This window comes from Pseudoalteromonas sp. T1lg48 (assembly GCF_002964785.1).
Taxonomy (GTDB): domain Bacteria; phylum Pseudomonadota; class Gammaproteobacteria; order Enterobacterales; family Alteromonadaceae; genus Pseudoalteromonas.
Window position 1 is genome coordinate 427,161 of the sequence record NZ_PQCC01000004.1, and the last position, 18,055, is coordinate 445,215.

General features: G+C 49.9%; 23 protein-coding genes. 10 read left to right on the forward strand and 13 right to left on the reverse strand.

Annotation, left to right across the window (positions count from 1 at the left end; translation table 11 throughout):
• The first annotated feature begins 57 nt into the window (after positions 1–57).
• A complete protein-coding gene (locus tag C2M29_RS07380; protein ID WP_158684667.1) occupies positions 58–1,353 on the forward strand; it encodes a hypothetical protein in 1,296 nt (431 codons plus the stop codon).
• Between the two features lie 97 nt (positions 1,354–1,450).
• Here C2M29_RS07380 and ahpF read toward each other — a convergent pair whose 3' ends face one another.
• A complete protein-coding gene (gene ahpF, locus C2M29_RS07385; RefSeq protein WP_105189138.1) occupies positions 1,451–3,004 on the reverse strand; it encodes an alkyl hydroperoxide reductase subunit F in 1,554 nt (517 codons plus the stop codon).
• A 74-nt stretch (positions 3,005–3,078) separates the two neighbouring features.
• Positions 3,079–3,648, reverse strand: coding sequence for an alkyl hydroperoxide reductase subunit C (gene ahpC, locus C2M29_RS07390; RefSeq protein WP_105189139.1), 570 nt, complete (start codon positions 3,646–3,648; stop codon positions 3,079–3,081).
• 316 nt (positions 3,649–3,964) lie between these two features.
• Between ahpC and C2M29_RS07395 the strand changes: the two genes are divergently transcribed.
• A complete protein-coding gene (locus C2M29_RS07395; protein WP_158684668.1) occupies positions 3,965–4,984 on the forward strand; it encodes a PliI family lysozyme inhibitor of I-type lysozyme in 1,020 nt (339 codons plus the stop codon).
• 247 nt (positions 4,985–5,231) lie between these two features.
• On the opposite strand, the gene C2M29_RS07400 is transcribed toward C2M29_RS07395, so the two are convergent.
• From C2M29_RS07400 to C2M29_RS07420, 5 genes are all read right to left on the reverse strand, one after another.
• The gene (locus C2M29_RS07400) at positions 5,232–5,594 is read right to left on the reverse strand and encodes a hypothetical protein (RefSeq protein WP_105189141.1); all 363 of its coding nucleotides are present in this window, start codon (positions 5,592–5,594) and stop codon (positions 5,232–5,234) included.
• A gap of 143 nt (positions 5,595–5,737) precedes the next feature.
• Positions 5,738–6,196 carry a macro domain-containing protein gene (locus tag C2M29_RS07405; protein WP_233998375.1) on the reverse strand — a complete coding sequence of 153 codons (459 nt, stop codon included), beginning with the start codon at positions 6,194–6,196 and terminating at the stop codon, positions 5,738–5,740.
• Positions 6,197–6,261: 65 nt separating this feature from the next.
• The gene (locus C2M29_RS16830; RefSeq protein WP_105189143.1) at positions 6,262–6,507 is read right to left on the reverse strand and encodes a DUF6868 family protein; all 246 of its coding nucleotides are present in this window, start codon (positions 6,505–6,507) and stop codon (positions 6,262–6,264) included.
• 111 nt (positions 6,508–6,618) lie between these two features.
• Positions 6,619–6,909 (reverse strand): DUF6966 domain-containing protein, encoded by a 291-nt coding sequence (locus C2M29_RS07415; RefSeq protein ID WP_105189144.1) that lies wholly within the window; start codon positions 6,907–6,909, stop codon positions 6,619–6,621.
• Between the two features lie 15 nt (positions 6,910–6,924).
• Positions 6,925–7,413, reverse strand: a complete 489-nt coding sequence (locus C2M29_RS07420; protein WP_105189145.1) for a DUF523 domain-containing protein — start codon at positions 7,411–7,413, stop codon at positions 6,925–6,927.
• Positions 7,414–7,715: 302 nt separating this feature from the next.
• On the opposite strand from C2M29_RS07420, the gene C2M29_RS16575 reads away from it, so the two are divergent.
• Entirely contained in the window at positions 7,716–7,892 is a 177-nt protein-coding gene (locus tag C2M29_RS16575) for a hypothetical protein (protein WP_158684669.1), read from the forward strand.
• Between the two features lie 9 nt (positions 7,893–7,901).
• Here C2M29_RS16575 and C2M29_RS07430 read toward each other — a convergent pair whose 3' ends face one another.
• The 3 genes from C2M29_RS07430 to C2M29_RS07440 all read right to left on the reverse strand — a co-directional run bounded on the left by C2M29_RS07430 (position 7,902) and on the right by C2M29_RS07440 (position 9,746).
• A complete protein-coding gene (locus tag C2M29_RS07430; RefSeq protein WP_105189147.1) occupies positions 7,902–8,540 on the reverse strand; it encodes a Vat family streptogramin A O-acetyltransferase in 639 nt (212 codons plus the stop codon).
• 61 nt (positions 8,541–8,601) lie between these two features.
• Positions 8,602–9,111, reverse strand: a complete 510-nt coding sequence (locus C2M29_RS07435) for a GNAT family N-acetyltransferase (RefSeq protein ID WP_105189148.1) — start codon at positions 9,109–9,111, stop codon at positions 8,602–8,604.
• A gap of 176 nt (positions 9,112–9,287) precedes the next feature.
• Positions 9,288–9,746, reverse strand: a complete 459-nt coding sequence (locus tag C2M29_RS07440) for an HPP family protein (protein WP_105189149.1) — start codon at positions 9,744–9,746, stop codon at positions 9,288–9,290.
• A gap of 97 nt (positions 9,747–9,843) precedes the next feature.
• Between C2M29_RS07440 and C2M29_RS07445 the strand changes: the two genes are divergently transcribed.
• On the forward strand, positions 9,844–10,407 hold the full coding sequence (locus tag C2M29_RS07445) for a TetR/AcrR family transcriptional regulator (RefSeq protein WP_105189150.1): 564 nt from the start codon (positions 9,844–9,846) through the stop codon (positions 10,405–10,407).
• A 44-nt stretch (positions 10,408–10,451) separates the two neighbouring features.
• On the opposite strand, the gene C2M29_RS07450 is transcribed toward C2M29_RS07445, so the two are convergent.
• Positions 10,452–10,859 carry a GFA family protein gene (locus C2M29_RS07450; protein WP_105189151.1) on the reverse strand — a complete coding sequence of 136 codons (408 nt, stop codon included), beginning with the start codon at positions 10,857–10,859 and terminating at the stop codon, positions 10,452–10,454.
• A gap of 543 nt (positions 10,860–11,402) precedes the next feature.
• On the opposite strand from C2M29_RS07450, the gene C2M29_RS07460 reads away from it, so the two are divergent.
• From C2M29_RS07460 to C2M29_RS07480, 5 genes are all read left to right on the forward strand, one after another.
• On the forward strand, positions 11,403–11,816 hold the full coding sequence (locus tag C2M29_RS07460) for a DUF3429 domain-containing protein (RefSeq protein ID WP_105189336.1): 414 nt from the start codon (positions 11,403–11,405) through the stop codon (positions 11,814–11,816).
• 64 nt (positions 11,817–11,880) lie between these two features.
• Positions 11,881–12,252 (forward strand): hypothetical protein, encoded by a 372-nt coding sequence (locus C2M29_RS07465; protein ID WP_105189152.1) that lies wholly within the window; start codon positions 11,881–11,883, stop codon positions 12,250–12,252.
• Between the two features lie 6 nt (positions 12,253–12,258).
• Positions 12,259–13,068 (forward strand): Rossmann-like fold-containing protein, encoded by an 810-nt coding sequence (locus C2M29_RS07470; protein WP_105189153.1) that lies wholly within the window; start codon positions 12,259–12,261, stop codon positions 13,066–13,068.
• A 194-nt stretch (positions 13,069–13,262) separates the two neighbouring features.
• Positions 13,263–14,756, forward strand: a complete 1,494-nt coding sequence (locus C2M29_RS07475; protein WP_105189154.1) for an FG-GAP repeat domain-containing protein — start codon at positions 13,263–13,265, stop codon at positions 14,754–14,756.
• A 193-nt stretch (positions 14,757–14,949) separates the two neighbouring features.
• The gene (locus tag C2M29_RS07480; RefSeq protein ID WP_105189155.1) at positions 14,950–15,516 is read left to right on the forward strand and encodes a DUF2799 domain-containing protein; all 567 of its coding nucleotides are present in this window, start codon (positions 14,950–14,952) and stop codon (positions 15,514–15,516) included.
• Here C2M29_RS07480 and C2M29_RS07485 read toward each other — a convergent pair.
• Together C2M29_RS07485 and C2M29_RS07490 are read right to left on the reverse strand one after the other, a co-directional pair.
• Positions 15,496–16,161, reverse strand: coding sequence for an SGNH/GDSL hydrolase family protein (locus C2M29_RS07485; RefSeq protein ID WP_158678888.1), 666 nt, complete (start codon positions 16,159–16,161; stop codon positions 15,496–15,498). The two genes, C2M29_RS07480 and C2M29_RS07485, sit on opposite strands and share 21 nt — an antisense overlap.
• Before the next feature lie 39 nt (positions 16,162–16,200).
• Positions 16,201–17,016, reverse strand: a complete 816-nt coding sequence (locus C2M29_RS07490; protein ID WP_199774868.1) for an MBL fold metallo-hydrolase — start codon at positions 17,014–17,016, stop codon at positions 16,201–16,203.
• Positions 17,017–17,069: 53 nt separating this feature from the next.
• Here C2M29_RS07490 and C2M29_RS07495 point away from each other — a divergent pair, with 53 nt between their 5' ends.
• Complete coding sequence (locus tag C2M29_RS07495) at positions 17,070–18,035, forward strand: GlxA family transcriptional regulator (RefSeq protein ID WP_105189157.1); 966 nt, start codon at positions 17,070–17,072, stop codon at positions 18,033–18,035.
• Positions 18,036–18,055 lie beyond the last annotated feature (20 nt).

The following is an 18,055-nucleotide window of genomic DNA, read 5'->3' on the forward strand; positions in this document are numbered from 1 at the left end:
CGGTGCCTTCTACGCCCATTTCTCAGCCTTAATGGCCAATACGACAGGATGTCAGATATGAATAACGCAGTTACTAAACCCGCCACCGCATCGACTTATTCTCGAGGGACGTCTCCCTGGCAGGGGCCAGATCAACACACACTCAGCCTGGCTGAACCTGTGGCCGACGAATTTGACTTCCCACGGCCTTCCTCTGCCTATCGCACCCTGGACAAGGTGTTCTTTATACTTGCCCTGCTTGCGGTCCCCTTACTGCTCATTGGCACAGGAGTAAGCGTTGGCCTGGCTCTTAGTCATGGCCTGTTTTGGCAAAACATCATCGCCGATAGCCATGCCTGGCAATTTGCCGGTTATTGGTTTGCGGTTGCAATCGCGGCGGCAGCGCCTTGGTTGCTTTCTCACCTCTACCTGCGTTGGCGGTATCAAGAATACCTGGATGCTGGCAGGGATATACTCTGTCCCGAAGAGCACGTTAATATGCATAGGCTCGACTACAGCACGCTGATCAATTTGCAGCCGCTGCATATCCTATCTTTGCTAGACATGAAGCCGTCACAACGGCTGGATAAAGCAGGCTTTATCGCCAAACATAAGTATTACTGGAGTAACGATTCCCTCACTTTCTATAGTTGGAAACGATCTTGGCTTGGCAATCTGCTCTGGGGACTAAATGCCCTGAACTTTTTGATGATATTTTTAGGCTGGCCTTTTATGCTGATCCAGGTGTTGTCAGAGCCCGTCAATACTCCCGCCTATGTCGCGCTTTTTCTAACCTCCGCCGCCCTGCCCTTTATCTATAAAAAGACCAAAATGCAGGTAACACGCTTTTATCCCTACTTGGTGTTCCAGCGCAACAAAGGCATGGTCGAGCATTACCATAATAAGGTGTTGCAATGGCGCTGCCATTTTAGCGAGCTGAACGCTTACGCAAATTTTAGCCCGGGCAATCAAACCCAGCCGCCAAGCACCACCTTAGAAATTTACCCGCGCTACCCACAAAAAACGCCTAGACGACGCGTGCCCTTAAGCACCTGGTGCGCCATTAATGTCAGCGCCGCCACCGAACTATGGGGCGTTTTACAAGCCTTTATGAATATCAATTGCCCCCTGCCCTTGGTGTTGCCGCTTGTGGATAAACGCGACAAGGACGGCGCCAGTCGCGCTTACGCACAGGCGTTTGCAGAGCTCGCAACTAATGCCATGGGTCCAGACTCCTTTGAGATGACCCCCACGGACGATGCCGCCTATCCGGCCTGGGTTAAAAAACGCCTGACTCAGGAAATAGGCGCTTTTTACTGGCATGTTGGCGAGTTAGAAGCGCGAGAGGAAGAGCAAGAAATGGTCTTTCACTAAGCTCGCTCAACTAAAACAAAAAAAGCCGCTCAATTGAGCGGCTAGGACACTGCACCACTGGAGATTTCAGGGTGTAGGTGCAGTAGCTGGTTAGGCTTTACTCCTGGCCATGACGGATCAGGTAGTCAAAGGCGCCCAGGCTTGCGGTGGCGCCTGAGCCCATGGCAATAATAATTTGCTTAAAGGCGGAGTTGGTGGCATCGCCCGCCGCATACACGCCCTCTACATTGGTGGCACCGCGATTATCCACCTCGATTTCGCCGAATTTTGACAAGGTCACGCCGCTTTCTTTCAACCATTCGGTGTTAGGCACCAAACCGATTTGTACAAATACCCCGGCAATGCTGAGCTGATGCTGCTCGCCCGTGTTGCGATCCGTATAGGCCAGCGCCGTTACCTTATTGCCATCGCCCAGCACCTGTGTGGTTTGCGCGCTTTTAATGATGGTGATATTGGCCATGCTCTGCGCCTTGCGCACCAAGACCTCATCGGCACGCAGGGTATCGGCAAATTCAAGTACAGTGACCTGCTCTACGATATTGGCCAGATCAATGGCCGCCTCAATACCCGAGTTACCACCGCCAATTACCGCCACGGGCTTGCCTTTAAACAAGGGGCCGTCACAGTGCGGGCAGTAGGCCACTCCGCGGCCGCGATATTCGCGCTCACCGGGCACGTTCATTTCACGCCAACGGGCACCGGTGGCCAGGATCACGGCCTTAGCCGTTAAGGTGGCGCCGTTTTCAAGCTCAATGTGGTTGCCATTGTCACTGTAAAGTCGCGATGCACGCTGGTTATCAATCACGTCCACATCATAGTCTTTAACATGCTCCTCAAGCTGGGCCACCAGCTTAGGGCCTTCGGTGGCCTTGACCGAGATAAAGTTCTCAATCGCCAGGGTATCGGCAACCTGGCCGCCAAAGCGCTCCGCCACCACGCCGGTGCGCAACCCCTTACGAGCCGCATAAATGGCCGCGGATGCACCGGCCGGACCGCCACCAACAACCAGTACGTCGTAGGGGGCTTTTTCATTTAACAGCTCGGCCTGACGGGCACTGGCGCCTTCGTCCACCTTGGTGAGGATATCGTTTAGGCTGATGGCGCCCTGGCTGAAAACTTCACCGTTTAGGTATACCGTGGGCACCGCCATAATATTGCGGGCCTCCACTTCCTCCTGGAATAAGGCGCCATCGACCATGGTAGTGGTGATCCGTGTGTTCAGTGCCGCCATGGTATTAAGGGCCTGCACCACGCCCGGACAGGTCTGACAGCTTAAGGAGATATAAATCTCAAAATTCAGTTCCTTATCCAGTGCTTTAATTTGCTCAACCTGAGTCGCATCGGCCTTGGTGGCAACGCCACCACTGTGCAGTATGGCCAGTACCAAAGAGGTAAACTCATGGCCCATGGGCACACCGGCAAAGGCGATGGCCGTATCCTGCTCGCCCTTAACCGTCATCGATGGACGGCGGGCTTGTTCGTCGTTATTTGTACTGACGCGAATGCGCTCGCTTAGCGATGCAAGATCATTGGCCAGCGCCTGTAATTCGTTACTTTTGTTCGTGTCGTCGAGGGCAAGAACCAGCTCTATGTCACCCGTCAACGTACTAAAATGGCTTGATAATTGATTTTTAATTGCAGTGTCTAACATGGTTTGCCTCAACAATTTAGAAGAAAAAGGCGGTGTCTCCACCGCCACAGTCTGGCTTATTTAACTCGGACGACTTAGATTTTGCCGATTAAGTCCAGTGAAGGCGCAAGCGTCTCTTCACCTGGCTGCCATGAGGCCGGACATACTTCACCATCGTGAGTGGCGATGTACTGAGCGGCTTGAACCTTACGCAGTAGCTCTGACGCGCTGCGGCCAATGCCCAGGTCATGCGTTTCAACGACCTTGATTTCACCCTCAGGGTTAATCACGAAGGTACCGCGCAGTGCCAGACCTTCTTCTTCAATCATTACCCCGAAGTTACGGGTAATTTGACCTGTTGGGTCGCCAATCATAGGGAATTGGATTTTCTTAATGGTGTCTGAGGCGTCGTGCCAAGCCTTGTGGGTGAAGTGGGTGTCGGTTGATACCGAGTACACCTCTACGCCCATTTCCTGTAGCTTGGCATAGTGGTCCGCCAAATCGCCCAGCTCGGTAGGACATACAAAGGTGAAGTCCGCCGGGTAGAAGAATACGATTGACCATTTACCCAGTAGATCCTGCTCGCTCACCTCGGTGAAATCGCCATTGTGGTAGGCGGTGGCTGTGAATGGTTTGATTTTTGTGTTGATTAAAGAGTTGCTCATTTTATCCTCTCATTTATCTTAATGATTTAAGTGATTTAGTGCGGGAAGTACCTTGCCCCGCTGGCTTGATTACTAAGATAACGATGAGCGATCGATAAATAAAATTGATTGTTTAGATTACTTCAATCGTATTTTATGATTGATATTGGGTGCAAATGATCTGCCCCTTTATTTTTCAGGGTTATCCACTCACAAAATTCAGGGCAAATCATGGCCATGAGCCAGCACAAACTAGGCTAGCTCGCTGGGTAAAGCCATTATTCTATGCTAGATTGACAAGTCTCTTCTTTAGAAACAAAGCAACAAGATGCCGCTTATGATCAAGAACACCCTTATTCTCGCCTTAGCCATAAGTGTGGCGGCTTGTCAGGATGAACCTGAGGCCACTAAATCAGCCCAAATGCCTGCCAAAGCAAACACGGTGGAGGATGCCAAAACCAAGCCTGTGCCAAGTGCATTCAACCCGGCCGGTAATTATGTCAGTGGCGAATACCACAAACGCGACCAAGGTTATGACTGGATGGCGGTACAGGTGAGCCAAAGCGGCCCCGAGCAAATCAATGTATCAATACGCTCTCGTATCGATAGAAAGCGCCCGACCTGTACCTACACGGACACGGCACAGCGATTAAGCGACACCCGCTATAAGGCCGAAAACCAGGGCACCGCCATACTCTTTGACTTCAATGAGCAAGGCATTGAAATCAACACAGAACACCCTGAAGCCGAAGGCATGCTTAATTTCTTCTGCTCCGGCGGTGGCTCGATTAAGGGCGGCTACAGCAAGCTGAGTGAGCCTTTGGATAACAGCCAGCTGGACCAAAGCATCTTCAATAAAACTCTGGTGTTACAAGGTATTGGCTTTAATGTCACGTCTTTTAAGGGCGAAGGTGAAAACCGGCTAACCATAGCGCCTTTTGGTTTATCCATCAGTAACGAGGCGGTCAGCCATGGAATTAATGGCCGTGTGGTGGGCGCCGAGATTGAAGACTTAAACTCCGATGGCTCTCCCGAGCTCTTGGTTTATACCCAATCCGATGGCAGTGGCAGTTATGGTGAGGTGATCGGCTATTCGGTGAATAACAAAAAGTCCATGAGCCAGATTTATTTTCAACCCGTGACCGAGCAGCCTAAGATCAGCGCCGGCTACATGGGCCATGATGAGTTCGCCATTGTAGAAACCTCTCTGGTGCAGCGTTTCCCTGTTTATGGCGAAAACGACACCAATGCCGGGCCGACGAAAAAAATGCGTCAGGTGCAGTACAAGCTGGTCGATGGCGAGGCGATGCGTCGCTTTGTTATCGATAAGGTGGTGGAGCTGGATTTACCTCAGTAATGACTTTACTAAGACCGCCTTTGGGTGTGGGCGAGGCCTTTGCCGATAGATCTTGTCGCGTTGGGCGACGAGCGACCAAAGCAAGGCTTCGCAGCGCAAATTCAAACGGGAGGAGCCTGATAGTCTGCGTTTTTTAGTGAATGGGTATGGCTAAAAACTGATATCAACGCCGTTGAAAGGGCATACAAGCCAACGGCTTGGCTGTAACGCGCAGGCCCGAAGGGCTGGAGAGAACTTGACAACCTTGCTAGGCGTTTCTTTCCAAATCATCCGTATACTTTTTAAGCCCTTCAGCGTACCACTTTAGAACCAGTATTTGCCTCTTTGAAGGCTTTTTCATCCAGGAGAAAGGCTTTCTATGGTTAGGGAACATGAACATAAGAGGCATAACCAATAAGGAAATAACACCAAAGCCAGATACAAGTGCACCCAATCCAAAAAACAAAATTAGAACCCACAACTTTGGTGATAAAGCTGTGTATGGGCCAATCAATATTTCTGGGCCAAATAACTTAACTGCAACAGCTTCACCACCGTATATTCCAGCTACACCTGCGGATAATGTAATCCCAATTGTAACCACAAATAATAGAACTCTTTGAATCAACATTTCAGATGCCTAATAGGTTATTAGTAATTCCTTACAAGGTAGCTTACCTTGCAAGCTTGATACCTTCCACGGTACACGGTTCACTTTAACTGGACTATATTAAGGTGCATGGTGGCGCGCTAAAAACTGCACGTCAAAGTTCGTTAGGGTGCGAATTTCACCAGAGTGTGGTTTTCACCGGCTAGCTCGGTTTCAATAATTTGCGAAATGACATTCCAGTCACCGCCCGCCAGCCCAGCGCCAATTAGAGGGTAACCAAAGCGAGAGCCACTGAACTCTTTTTTAAGCCGCGAAAAAACACTTTGGATTGCTTCGTAGTCTGCTTTTACACCGCGGCCATGCCCATTAAACTGGGTGTAAGCATTGATAATAGTTATGGCCTTCCCGTTTCTTTCTACATTTGCTTGAGAATAAGTACCCAGTTTTTGTTTTGAACCTTTTTCAGTATCAAGGTCTGCTTTGAATGCTTCAGGAAATTCAGCTTTTATTGCTTTTGCAATACCTGCCCCCATGGTGCAAAAACAATTGCACCCATGAATGATGACATCAAATTCACCAGCCAGGGCGAGCTTAATTAAATCACCTTCTACGATTTTCATCATTACTCCCTGGCATCAGAGGCTTGTTTCACAGTTCCACCTTAACACCTTATTATGCTGAGCTTTGTCTATCCCATTAACTTGAGTGCGATATAGGGTGTAAGGTTTAAAAGCAATATACCGAGTTTATAATTACCCATGAAATTAAAGTATATACGTGGTAATTCGGAAGGCGCGACGCCTGCAATTTTACTGTGAAGATTAATAGTGAAATCTTTAAATACCAAAATAAAAAATGCGGACAGCAAATAAAAAGCCAGATTTATTACAGTACACCAACCGAAAAAAGCAGTAAGTTCATTTACACCGAGCATAATTTATATCTCCGTTGTTTGGGTTCACCCTAACGCGCCGCTAAGGGGCTGCACTTTAGCGCGTACCGCATCGACCTTGAAGGCGAAGTCCGACATGACCTCAGCACCTTGTTAAGTGATAAATTCATGATTTTCCTTAATGTAATTTGCCAGGTCCCAAGCCTTGGACCTTAAAAAACAAAACCTTTCATCTTTTTCTTTACTTGATTGGATCCAAACATCATTAAATGAACCCAGCCCGCCATAGCCAGCCAACAAATGCTCTATCCCTGAAAAGTCAGACTTTTTTAATCTGGTTTCAGCAAGGAGCAAAAATTTAACCCAATGCTCTTGGTCATCTTCTGATGTTAACTGTCGAAGCTCGGTTAAAACCTCAATTAATTGATTCGTTTTTTCACCCATACATATCACGCCGTGTTAGCTATCTTGTTCCAGCTCTGCTCTAAGGCTAGCTATGGTATATTGACTGAATACGCGAATACCCTCACGTTCTAGTAATGCGGCCGTTACTCCCAAACCATCTACTTTAGTGCCGCTAAATGTACCATCGTAGATTTTTGCATTACCGCAGGAGGGGCTGCCCTCAGCGAGCACCGCGTACTTTATTTGTTGTTCTTGGCATAGCTTCAACGCATTTTTGGCGCCAACAATAAACTGATGAGTGACATCAACACCATCATTGCCCACAACACTTGCAGCACCTTGCAGGACGTCAACTCCTTGACCTGCGATTATTTCAGCCGGGGCTCTGGGAATGGGTAAACCTGCCGAAACTTCGGGACAACAAACCACAAGTTCAACACCTGATTGCAGCCAATTTAAATCAGACTCTGGCACAGATAAGCAACTCGCATTGTAGCGAACCTTGTTTCCAAGCAAGCACGCACTGACTAACACCTTTTCCAAGTGTAGCTCCTTAAATTTAAAAAATAGCTAACGCGGCGGATCGCCTTGTTATAAATTATTTTGGTACTTTGTCGCCCCAACCAAAACCCCCCCATCAAAGTCTTCAATGCAAGCAAACACGTTATCATCTCCCTGATACGAAACGCGCGCTAGCGGTTTGCATGGGCAAAGAGGCAATTAAACTTTCTAACCGGGCCGATAAAAAGGGCCGCCACCAGGGTAACAACGACAAACTGGCCAATAAAAAGAAGCGCGAGCTTAGGCCAAAAACTCACTTCGTCTGTGAATAAGGGGTGCCACACATGGATCAGAGTCAAATTTCCGGGAAACAGCAACACCTGAATTCCAGGCATGGGGCCGCCCCAGTAATCCCACAGATTCCAACTAAGGGTGAAGGCGATCGCGCCAACTACAAGGGCAACAATGCCGGCAGAGATGGCGAGGGTAAGAGTTTTAACCTGGGTCATGGTGCTGGTTAATACTGCCCTTTAGGGCTTATTGGCTTTGCGCAGTGCCGCCAGATCACAGCCCACAACTGCTTCTAAGTGTTGTGTAATTTTTTCGGCGCTCCAGTCCCACCAGGCTATTGCTAAAAGCTCTTTGATTACGCTTTCATCGAAGCGGTATTTAATGACCCTGGCTGGGTTGCCGCCGACCACGCTGTAGGCTGGAACATCGGCCGTTACCACAGACTTACTTGCAATGATTGCGCCATCACCCACTTTAACGCCGGGCATAAGAGTGGCGTCATAGCCAATCCAGACATCGTTGCCAACTTCGGTATCACCTTTATAAGGCAGATCGCCCGGCTTGGGCATCACCTTATCCCAACCGTTAGCAAATATCTGAAACGGGTAAGTAGAAAAGCCGGATACCTTATGATTGGCGCCATTCATAATGAATTTTACATCCTTGGCTATGGCGCAAAACTTTCCGATTATGAGTTTGTCGCCGATAAACGGGAAATGATAAAGCACATTGCTTTCGAACCGCTCTGGCCCTTCGGGGTCGTCGTAATAGGTGTAGTCCCCGACAATAATATTTTCAGACGTAATAAAGTTCTTTAAATACCCTACTTGGGGAAACCCTTTCATGGGCTCTTTATCTTCTGGGCTTGGTCCGTTCAAAATGCCTCCATGAAGCCTGTGACGTTAAGATATATTCTTGCGTTATTTTATAGGTACTTGCTTACAAGCTGCGGTACTCAAAGAGGTTATTTTCTAAGCCATACAGCTCCTGGGTCCCTTTTAAATTAAAGCCGATACTTTCCAACAAGTGCATGGATCTTAGATTATTTGGGGCGGTAACGGCCAGCACTGTTTGCATGCCGTGCTTGACCACCGCTTGTTTTAACATAGCTTCGGCCGCTTCCCTAGCATAGCCCTTGCCACAAAATTCGGGTAAAAACGCGTAGCCCAAATCCGGATAATCCAACTCTTCCCTTTTTAATAACCCGCACATGCCTATGGCTGTTGATTCACCTTTTAACTGCACCAGGTTCAGGCCAAAACCATGGTTTTTGTAACTGGCCATGGGGCCATTTGTCAGATGGTTAATCGCATCTTCCCAGGTACGAACCTTCTTATCGCCAATATAACGTAGAAAGGACTCGTCATTGAGTAAGCGCAGAATAAACTCGGCATCACTTAAATCAAGTTGCCTGATGGTCAAGCGCTCGGTTTCACATACATGCCTCATTGGGTTACCTCGAATATTAGGCAGTAGCTAATAGCTTAGTGGCGGGAAAGGTATCACGTGAGTGCGTTTAAAAGCTTCCCTGCTCGTTTATTGCTCCATTGATAACAAATAGCTTAACCTTTTGCCAGCACTGGCTGATAACCTCGCCGTTGTCAGCCAGCCTCAGCTCCCCTTTGTCAGTTAGCCGTTTTTTGGTATTGCTTCAGCACCATCTGCATACCTTTACCGACCAAAACGATCAAAATCGCCCCCACCAGCACCGGAGTAAAAAGAAACGACCAAGTTTGCCCCGACAACATAATCAGCAGAGGGTTAGCGCCTGCGGGCGGATGGGTGGTTTTGGTTACCAGCATGGCACTGACGGCAATGCCAGTTGCTAAAGATAATGTTAAGGGTGATACCTCCAGATATTGGCTGAAGAATACACCAACAAATGCAGTAATTAAGTGACCCAGAATCACGTTTTTTGGTTGCGCTAGTGGGCTCTCCGGCACGCCAAAAACGAGTACCGCCGTCGCTCCAAACGGAGCCATAAGCAAGGCCACGTTGCTCATTGTGGCGTCAAAAAAAGAAAGTAAACCTATGGCCAGGAAAGCGCCAACACCCGCAATAACCGATAACACTAGATTGTTCATTTAAAACTCCCAAAAAAAGTAGACCACTCTGTCTACCTCGCATTAATGTAGACAATTCGGTCTACCTTTGTCAATATGCATATAAAGGAGGCATCCCATGAGCCAAAAACGTCAATTGCTGGTAGATACAGCCCTCACGCTTTTTTATAGAAATGGAATTAACTCTATTGGTATCAATGAAATACTGAATGTTTCCGGCGTTGCCAAGCGCACACTCTACGCTTATTTTCAAAGTAAAGAGGCTTTGGTGTTAGCCGCCTTGCAGCAACGACACGATACTTTTGCCGCCTGGTTAGAAACAGTGTTGACGGGAGCTAAATCAGATGAGGAAGTTGTCCTGAAATTATTTTCGGCATTGGAAAGTTGGTTTAACGATGGAGAATCCCAACTCGGAGACTTTAGGGGCTGTTTTTTTATCAATACCTCGGCGGAGTTTAGTGATGTTAACAGCGATATCCTTCGCTTTTGTCATCACCATAAAGAAGCGACTCGCGAAATCATCGCTCGCCACCTCAAGAGCGCCGATGGCCTATTGCTTGATGCCATTTGCCTTATGAAGGAAGGAGCCATTGTCAGTGCTCATCTGGGCGGGAAAAAACAACTTATTACGAAAAGGTGCATCGACATACTGCACACTTTTGCAACCAAAAGTCCCGAGTAAACGGTGGGTATCAAACACCTAAGTTGGCAAGCTACCAACTGCGCCTATTTTCGTCCGGGCTCGTGCTTCTCATAACGGGGAAGCATCAGATCCAAGTCTTCCCAGTTTGCCTTAGAAGTTACAAAATTATGGGAAATGGGACGCTCGGAAATAGCACTGTCCAGGGCTCCTAGACGAAGACGGTATCTTGTTGGGGATTGCGCGTTTGCACTATAGATGGGCGCGCCGCATGTTTTACAAAAGTATTTTCGCTTACCCTCACTACTTTCAAAAAAAGTCAGCATACCGTTATTATCCGTCAGCTCCAGCTCATCGGCATTTATAAAGCCATTGGTAGCGTAGGCACTGCCACTGGCCTTGCGGCATAACGAACAGTGGCAGTGAATGATGTCCGTCACACTGCCATGCAACAAAAACTGGATTGAACCACACAGACAACTTCCTTTGTACATCGCTTTTCCTTATTAGCCGGAAGCCCCCTCACCGTTTGATATCAATGAGGGTATAAATAGCTTATTTCTCTTTTAGTTACAGAGTGCCTCAGCGGCGATTAGACATCAAGCAAAGAAAAATGATGGCTGGCAATATCAAAGCACTCACGCAGATAAAAACGGTGGGCGGGGAAGCGCTGCACACCGGAGTCGAGGTGGATTTGCGTGCATTGATTGGCCTGAGCGTAGCCCTTAAACCAGCAGATAGCCCTGGGCCTGTTGCTTTTTCACCTGCTCGGTCAGGGTCTCAGGCGTGTATTGACCACGCACTGCCATAAGACTTCAAGTACCTCAGAGAGTACCTCGGGGTGATCCTGATCCTCTGTTAAGAACTTAACCTGCATGTCCCTGCTCGCTTCTTAATGAATATGATTAACCCTTCAGCTATCAGCACCTCGAACCGCAGGCAATTACCCTAAAAAAGCAGGTGGAAAGTTTATTGAACTTAATGCCCGCTGACACGTACAATTGGTAGGTTGCTAATTTGCGGAGTTATTTGTGGCTATTGAGCGCTATGTAAATCATATTCAACTGGGTTATTTGGGTTTGTTGCCATTTTTGGCCATGCAGGGCTGGACCTTGTTGACCGGCCAGGGCGAGTCTGTGGCGCCTTTATTTATCTATTACAGCATCGCCATTGTCAGCTTTTTAGCCGGTCAGCTGTGGCGCCCGGGCAACCAGCCCCAGGGCCGCGCCATTGCCGCCATAGTGCCTATTTTACCCATTCCGCTGCTGCCGTTAGGCAACAGCATTTTCACCCTGGCCTGGCTCAGTGCCAGCTATTGGCTGGTGTTACTCTTTGAGGTCAAGGCGCCCGCCTGGCAGGAGTACCATAAGGACTATCGCAAGATGCGCTTTGTGCTGACTTCCGTGGTGTTTGTCACCCACCTGCTGATGATCGCCAGCCTTCTCGACTGAACCCTTAGACAGTCCGGCGCCTTTGCTTTACACTGCGCCGGCCTAACAGAACACGAGCAAAATTATGATAGATGCCCTGCGCCGCGCCTTGGATGAAATAGGTGAGATTTATGTTGAGAAGAATGCCGCATTTAAGGTTAAAGTGATCCCGTTTTTCTGCGCTGTGAACATTAAAAAAGACCATAAGCGCGAAGGCAAACTGACCTTCTACAGTAACCAGCTGCTGGAAATTGCCCTGGTCTTGCTGTTTATCATGTTTGGCGCCACCATTTACAACCCGGAGCTGGGCTTCACCCATGGGCCGGTGCATTTTGCCATTGCCGCCCTGATTGCCCTGCACGTGCTTATTCGCCAAATCGCCATCGAATCTCTAAAGGCACGTTTGTATGCCGCCGGAGCTCTGCGCCGCGACGAGACGACGCTACAAGGCGAATAAGTAGTCATGTATTTGCAGCGTACCTGGCGGGTGTTAAGCGTAGGCGATGGTGACCTCACCTTCACCAAGGCCTTATTGGATTTCTACCCGGCGTCGCAGTTACACGGCAGTGTGTACGACAGCGAAACAACGCTGCGCGATAAATATCAGCACCACGGCATAGACGCATTGCGCGCTGCAAAGGTCAGCCTTGATTTTGAGTTTGACGTCACCGCCACCGAAAGCTGGCAGCGCCTGGGTGAAAAGCGCTTCGATCTGGTTATTTTCCAGTTTCCGCTGTTAAGCCAGCTCGGCTCAGAGCAGGCCTTTACCGCGGCAAAACAAAACGGCGGCTTGAATATTCTCAATCGCGCCCTGTTACACCGGTATTTACTTAACAGCGCCCGTTATGCCCTCGAACCACAAGGCGCGGGCCTGTGCTATATCACCTCCAAAGACGTTAAACCCTATAGCCATTGGGGGTTAGACCATGCCTTAACATCGCGTACGCCGATGAACTTCTTAGGCGAGCAGCCCTTCGATTTACGTCGCTTTCCCGGCTACAAGGTACGCAATGTTGACCGCGACAAGCATGTTAAAGACACCTTGGGCATTACCTACACCTACGCCCTCAACGCCGAGAGTGAGATGAGCACGCATTGCCACCGACGCCATCACCTTGATGACCCGCACTGCTGTCTACTGTGCCGCGCCGGCCCATTTCAAAGCGAGCGAGACCGCGAGGGCCACATGAACTCCAAACAACATCGCCATATGCAGGGCTATGACAGCCAATGGCAACGCTGGCTGGCGGACTTTCATAAAAACACAGATTAGCAACTAACGCTTGCTCGCATGGTGCCAACGCTTGCTCGCATGGTGCCAACGCTTGCCAGCATGGTGCTAACACTTGCTCGTATGGTGTTAACGCTTGCTTGCATAATACGAACACTTGCTTACATATTGACCCTTGCACTCGAGTGCTGCTGTTGGCACTGTAGTAGAAATAATGCGAACTATTAGAGTTGACCATGAAGGGATTTCTACAAACAGCACTGTTGGCCAGCCTGCCTTTGGGCCTGATGGCAACGCCCGTTCAGGCCGAACCATTCCAGGCTCTGAGCATAGATCTTGATTTTAATATCAGTCGCACACCGCTAAGCGCCGATCTCACGCCTCATCCGGGCAAGGAAATTGTGGTCTTTGGTCGCAATGAAGCCCAGGCCCATCAGGTGGCGGTGCTGGCCGTGGTCGATGGCAAGCTGCAACAGGTTGACCGCTTTGCCATCGGCGAAGAGTATTTTGCTTACGATATCAGTGAGCAGAAAAAGGCCGAGCAAACGCTTTACTTCTTAGCCCATGATCATGTGGGCCGCTATCAGTATCCGCAGCAACAAGGCGAGGCGCGCCTGTTTGCGTTTGCCGATGTGTCTTCCATTTATCGCATTAAGCGCAGTAACTTTATGCGCCAAATCGATTTTATCCATGACTTTAATAACGACGGCGACAGCGACATCATGCTGGCGGATTTCACCGACTTGCACGTGTGGCTTTCACAACACGAAGGTGGCCATAAAAAGGTCAGCCTGGATATTGGCAGCCACAGCGTGCTTAAAGGCGTTGAACTCAATGCCTCGCCGGCACAGGTGTTTACGCTGGATCTGAATCGGGATGGTCGCCTGGATATTGCCAATTTGCATGAAGGTAAGTTGCACCTTTACTACGCCCATAAACGGCATTTTGAGCATCAGCAACTGGCGATCCGCGGTGGCATCTACAGCATAGACTGGTGGGATCAGCTCGATGATGACGGCCAGCCCCTGGACCAAAGCGACCTTAGATACCGCAAATTAGAGCGCTTTGAGGATATTAATGGCGATGCCATCCCCGATTTAGTGGTGCGCTACACCAAGAGCTCCGGGGTGTTCGATAGAAGCAATGATTACGAAATTTATTACGGTAGCCTGGATAAGCAGCGCCAGCTTAGCTACGCCAATAAGGCCGATACCACGGTCAGCGCCGAGGGCACCTTAACAGACCTGCAACTGCAAGATATCGACGGCGATGGTCGCCTGGAAGTGATGGTCGCCAGCTTTGAGCTCGGGGTCTCGCAAGTGATCTCGGCGCTGCTGGCCAGCAGCATAGATCAGGATATTCTGCTGTATTGGCAAAATCAGCAAGGGCAGTTCCCGAAAAAGCCGTCGCTGGATTATGAAACGGAAATGAACTTCAGCATCAGTAAGGGTCGCGCCAGTCAACCCCTGGTCATGCTCGCCGATATCAATGGCGATGGCCGCAAGGATCTGCTGTTTTCACAAGATAACGACACCCTGGTCTATCGCCTTAATCAGGGCCAGCAGGCCTTTGCCCGCAGCCAAAAACAAAAGCTCGCCCTGCCGCAATCCGGCAGCAATATTAGCAGCACGGATATCAACGACGACGGCAAAAGTGATCTGCTGCTCTATTATGGCCAGCTCGACAAGCCCGAGCTGAAACGACGCTTAAGCCTGTTGTTTGCCCGCTAACTTAGGTGTTTTGGCGCCTCACTCGGAACGCGTCTAGCAAGCGCTGTTGATTCAAAAACAGCGCTTGTTCATCCTCACTACTCTTTAATAACTCACTGAACTTGGGTAAATTACCCCTAATTTGTGCCATTTTGACGGCGCTAGATACTGCTTCAAGTCGGTATTTCAATAATAACTACAACAGGATATCACTATGGGTTTAGTCCAAAGCGGATTAATAATAATGATGCTGGCTTTGCTCAGCGGCTGCTCAAGCATATCGCAGCAACAATGTGAACGGGGTGACTGGTTTGATATCGGCTTTGGTCATGGCCAGCAAGGTCGCACCCTAGCCAATGGTAAAAACATTATTTATGACTGCCTCGAATACGGTGTGCGCCCGACCTTGGAAGACTATAAGCGCGGCCACCAGGAGGGCTTAAAAGATTATTGCGAGCCGGAAAACGCCTTTACCCAAGGCCTCAATGGCAGAGACTACAACCCCATTTGTCGCAGCGAAGAATTTCGCCTCGCCTGGCAGCAAGGCCATGACAGATACGTGGTGAATCGCCATCGCAATGAAATTTCCTCGCGACTCAACCAGATTGACGACGAACTGAAACACATTCACTGGCAACTGCACTCAGAAGAACTGACCCGCGAGCAGCGCCGCGAGCTTAAACACCGTCGTCATCGCCTTGAGCATGAACAGGACGACTTGCGTCGCGAGCGCGCCCTGCTGCCCATACTGGATAATAAGCTAGAGCTGCATATCCACTAGTGCCACAGGCTCTCCCTGGGTGATTTTCTCGAGATGGCTATCAATACACTCAAACAGCAGCCGGTGTCCGGCGCTGTTGGGGTGTACGCCATCGGCGGTCAATAGCCCGAATCCACCCCGACTATTGGAAAACAAGGCCGCAACATCGATAAGCGGCACCGAGGTCTCCTCGGCCAACTGCGCCAAGGCCTGATTATAACTGGCTATATCCGTATTCAGGCGGCGCTTACCCAGGTTATTGGTCACACCATCCAAGCATTGGGCAACGGGCAGGATATTGATCAAAATCGGCTGGACGCCCATATCCAGGGCATGCTCGATACAGATGTGCAAATTGCTAATAAAACGCGCTAGGGGTACGCTGCGCTGCTGCGCCGTGATCGCCACATCATTAGCGCCATAAGCCAGGGTAACAAAAGTACGCTGCGGCGAAGCCATACGCGGCGCAAGCTCATTAGCAAAGCGCTGCACCAGACCATCGCTGGTCTCTCCGCCTATGCCCATATTGAACACGCAGGTTTCAGCCCGTGAACCGGTAACAAACCGACAAATTTCCCGTGCTTTTAATCTGTCGACCCAGCCGCCTGCTGCCGCGTCGTTTTCGCCTCGGGTAATACTATCGCCAAAACAAAGAATATGAGTCACCCTACTGCCTCCAAAAATAAAGCTCGGCGTTAATCGCCATTAAAATGCCAATGTCTGACCATCATCGGGGATCAGCACGCGCTCGCCCAGGTCGGCATCCAACGCCGCTTCGCCCAACTGTAGGCGACTTACCGGGCAATGATCCAGCGCTTCCAAGTGGTTGGCTATTACCTGCCCGTAAGCGATGGATGCCAGCTCCAACACATCCTCGGCACCCATAATAATTTCGCCACCAAAATCAAAGCGCGCTCCCCCCGCCGGAGCGATAATCACATCGGGCTGCCGGGCTTGCACAAAATCGATAATGGTCTCTGTCAGCAAGGTATCGCCGGTGATATACACGCTGGGCTCCCCTGGCATTTCAATGTAATAACCAACGCCATGGGCCATCAGCTTCCCCACTATGCCATGACCATGAACACAAGGCACTAGCTCAATAAGCCCACCGGCAAAAGCATTGCTCATTTTTGACGACAGGGGCATCACATGCAAACCGCGTTTTTGCAAAAACGCCTCATCGGCGTTAGCGGCCAGCACCGGAATTTGCCTTTGCCGTAACCAGCGCACCGCGGCACGGTCCAAATGATCAAAATGACCTTTTTGGCAATGGGTGATCAAGCAGTGAGTGACCTTGGCCAGTAACTCCTCGCTGTTATCCGGCAACTCTACCAGTGGGTTTTTGCGCCGTTTTGCCCCCAGGTATTTTAGCGCCGGCGCCTTGCCCTGTGGCGCCAGCATGGGGTCCACCAATAAGGTCACTTGTTTATATTCAATGATCACTGTGGCATTGCGTAACTGGGTAATTTTCATTGAGGTGCTCGAAAAAGTAACAATGACCTTATTGTATTTCGCCATCGCGGCACCTAATATGGCTAATTAAGTCACAATTAATACAATTATTGCCAATTATGCGTATAGGTCTTGTTGTTTACCCCGGCTGTATCCCCTCGGGCCTGATGGCCTTTGCCGAAATACTCACTGCGTGCAATCAAAGAACACAACAGCGCACCTTCGAATGTGTCTTTACCAGCGTCGACGGCGCTGCCGTTACCCTGACCTTAGCCTCTCAGGGCCCGAGCATCACTATCGAGCCCGAAACCAGCCTTGCCGAAGGCCAGTTTGATGCCCTTTTATTGCCCGGCTTTTGGGCCAGCTCGGAGCAGGATTGCACAAAAGCGCTGGCGGTAAATCGCGAGCTGATCGACACGCTCAGTCGGCTGCCGTCAACGACCCAGCTGTGGGGCTATTGCTCCGCGGTGTGTCTGCTGGCCGCCAGCAAACAATTGGAGGGCCGCCGCGCCACCGCTACCTGGTGGTTAGCCCAATACCTTAGCACCGCTTTTACAGGCGTTAACTGGCAATTTAATGACACCCTGGTTCAGGACAAGCAGTTATCCACCAGCAGTGGCGTACAGGGCTATTTGGCCATTGCCAACACGCTGATCCAAAGTCATTGCGGCGCCGCTATTCTCGCCGATATCACTAAGCTGATGGTGATTGCCAGACCTCAAAAAGCCTCCCTGCCGTGGCAACGTATCGAAATGATCAAATCGAAATCTCCGGAAGTGGCGCGAGCCTATCGCTGGGTTGAACAAACGCCGGTGCAGGATTTAACCCTGAGCAATTTTGCTTCAGCCATGAATATGTCGACCCGAACCCTGGCGCGGCGTCTCGCCAGCAGCACGGAGTTGTCGGCGGCGCAGTTTATGCGTTTGGTAAAAATTCAGCAGGCGTGCGATCTCATCACCTACCAGGGGTTGTCGGTGAAGGAAGTGGTGGATCGATTGGGCTATGGCGATGAAACCTCGTTTCGGCGCACCTTTAAGCAAGTTACCACCCTAACCCCGGCGCAATATCGCCAACTTATCGCCTAGAGACAATCCCTCGGTGCGAG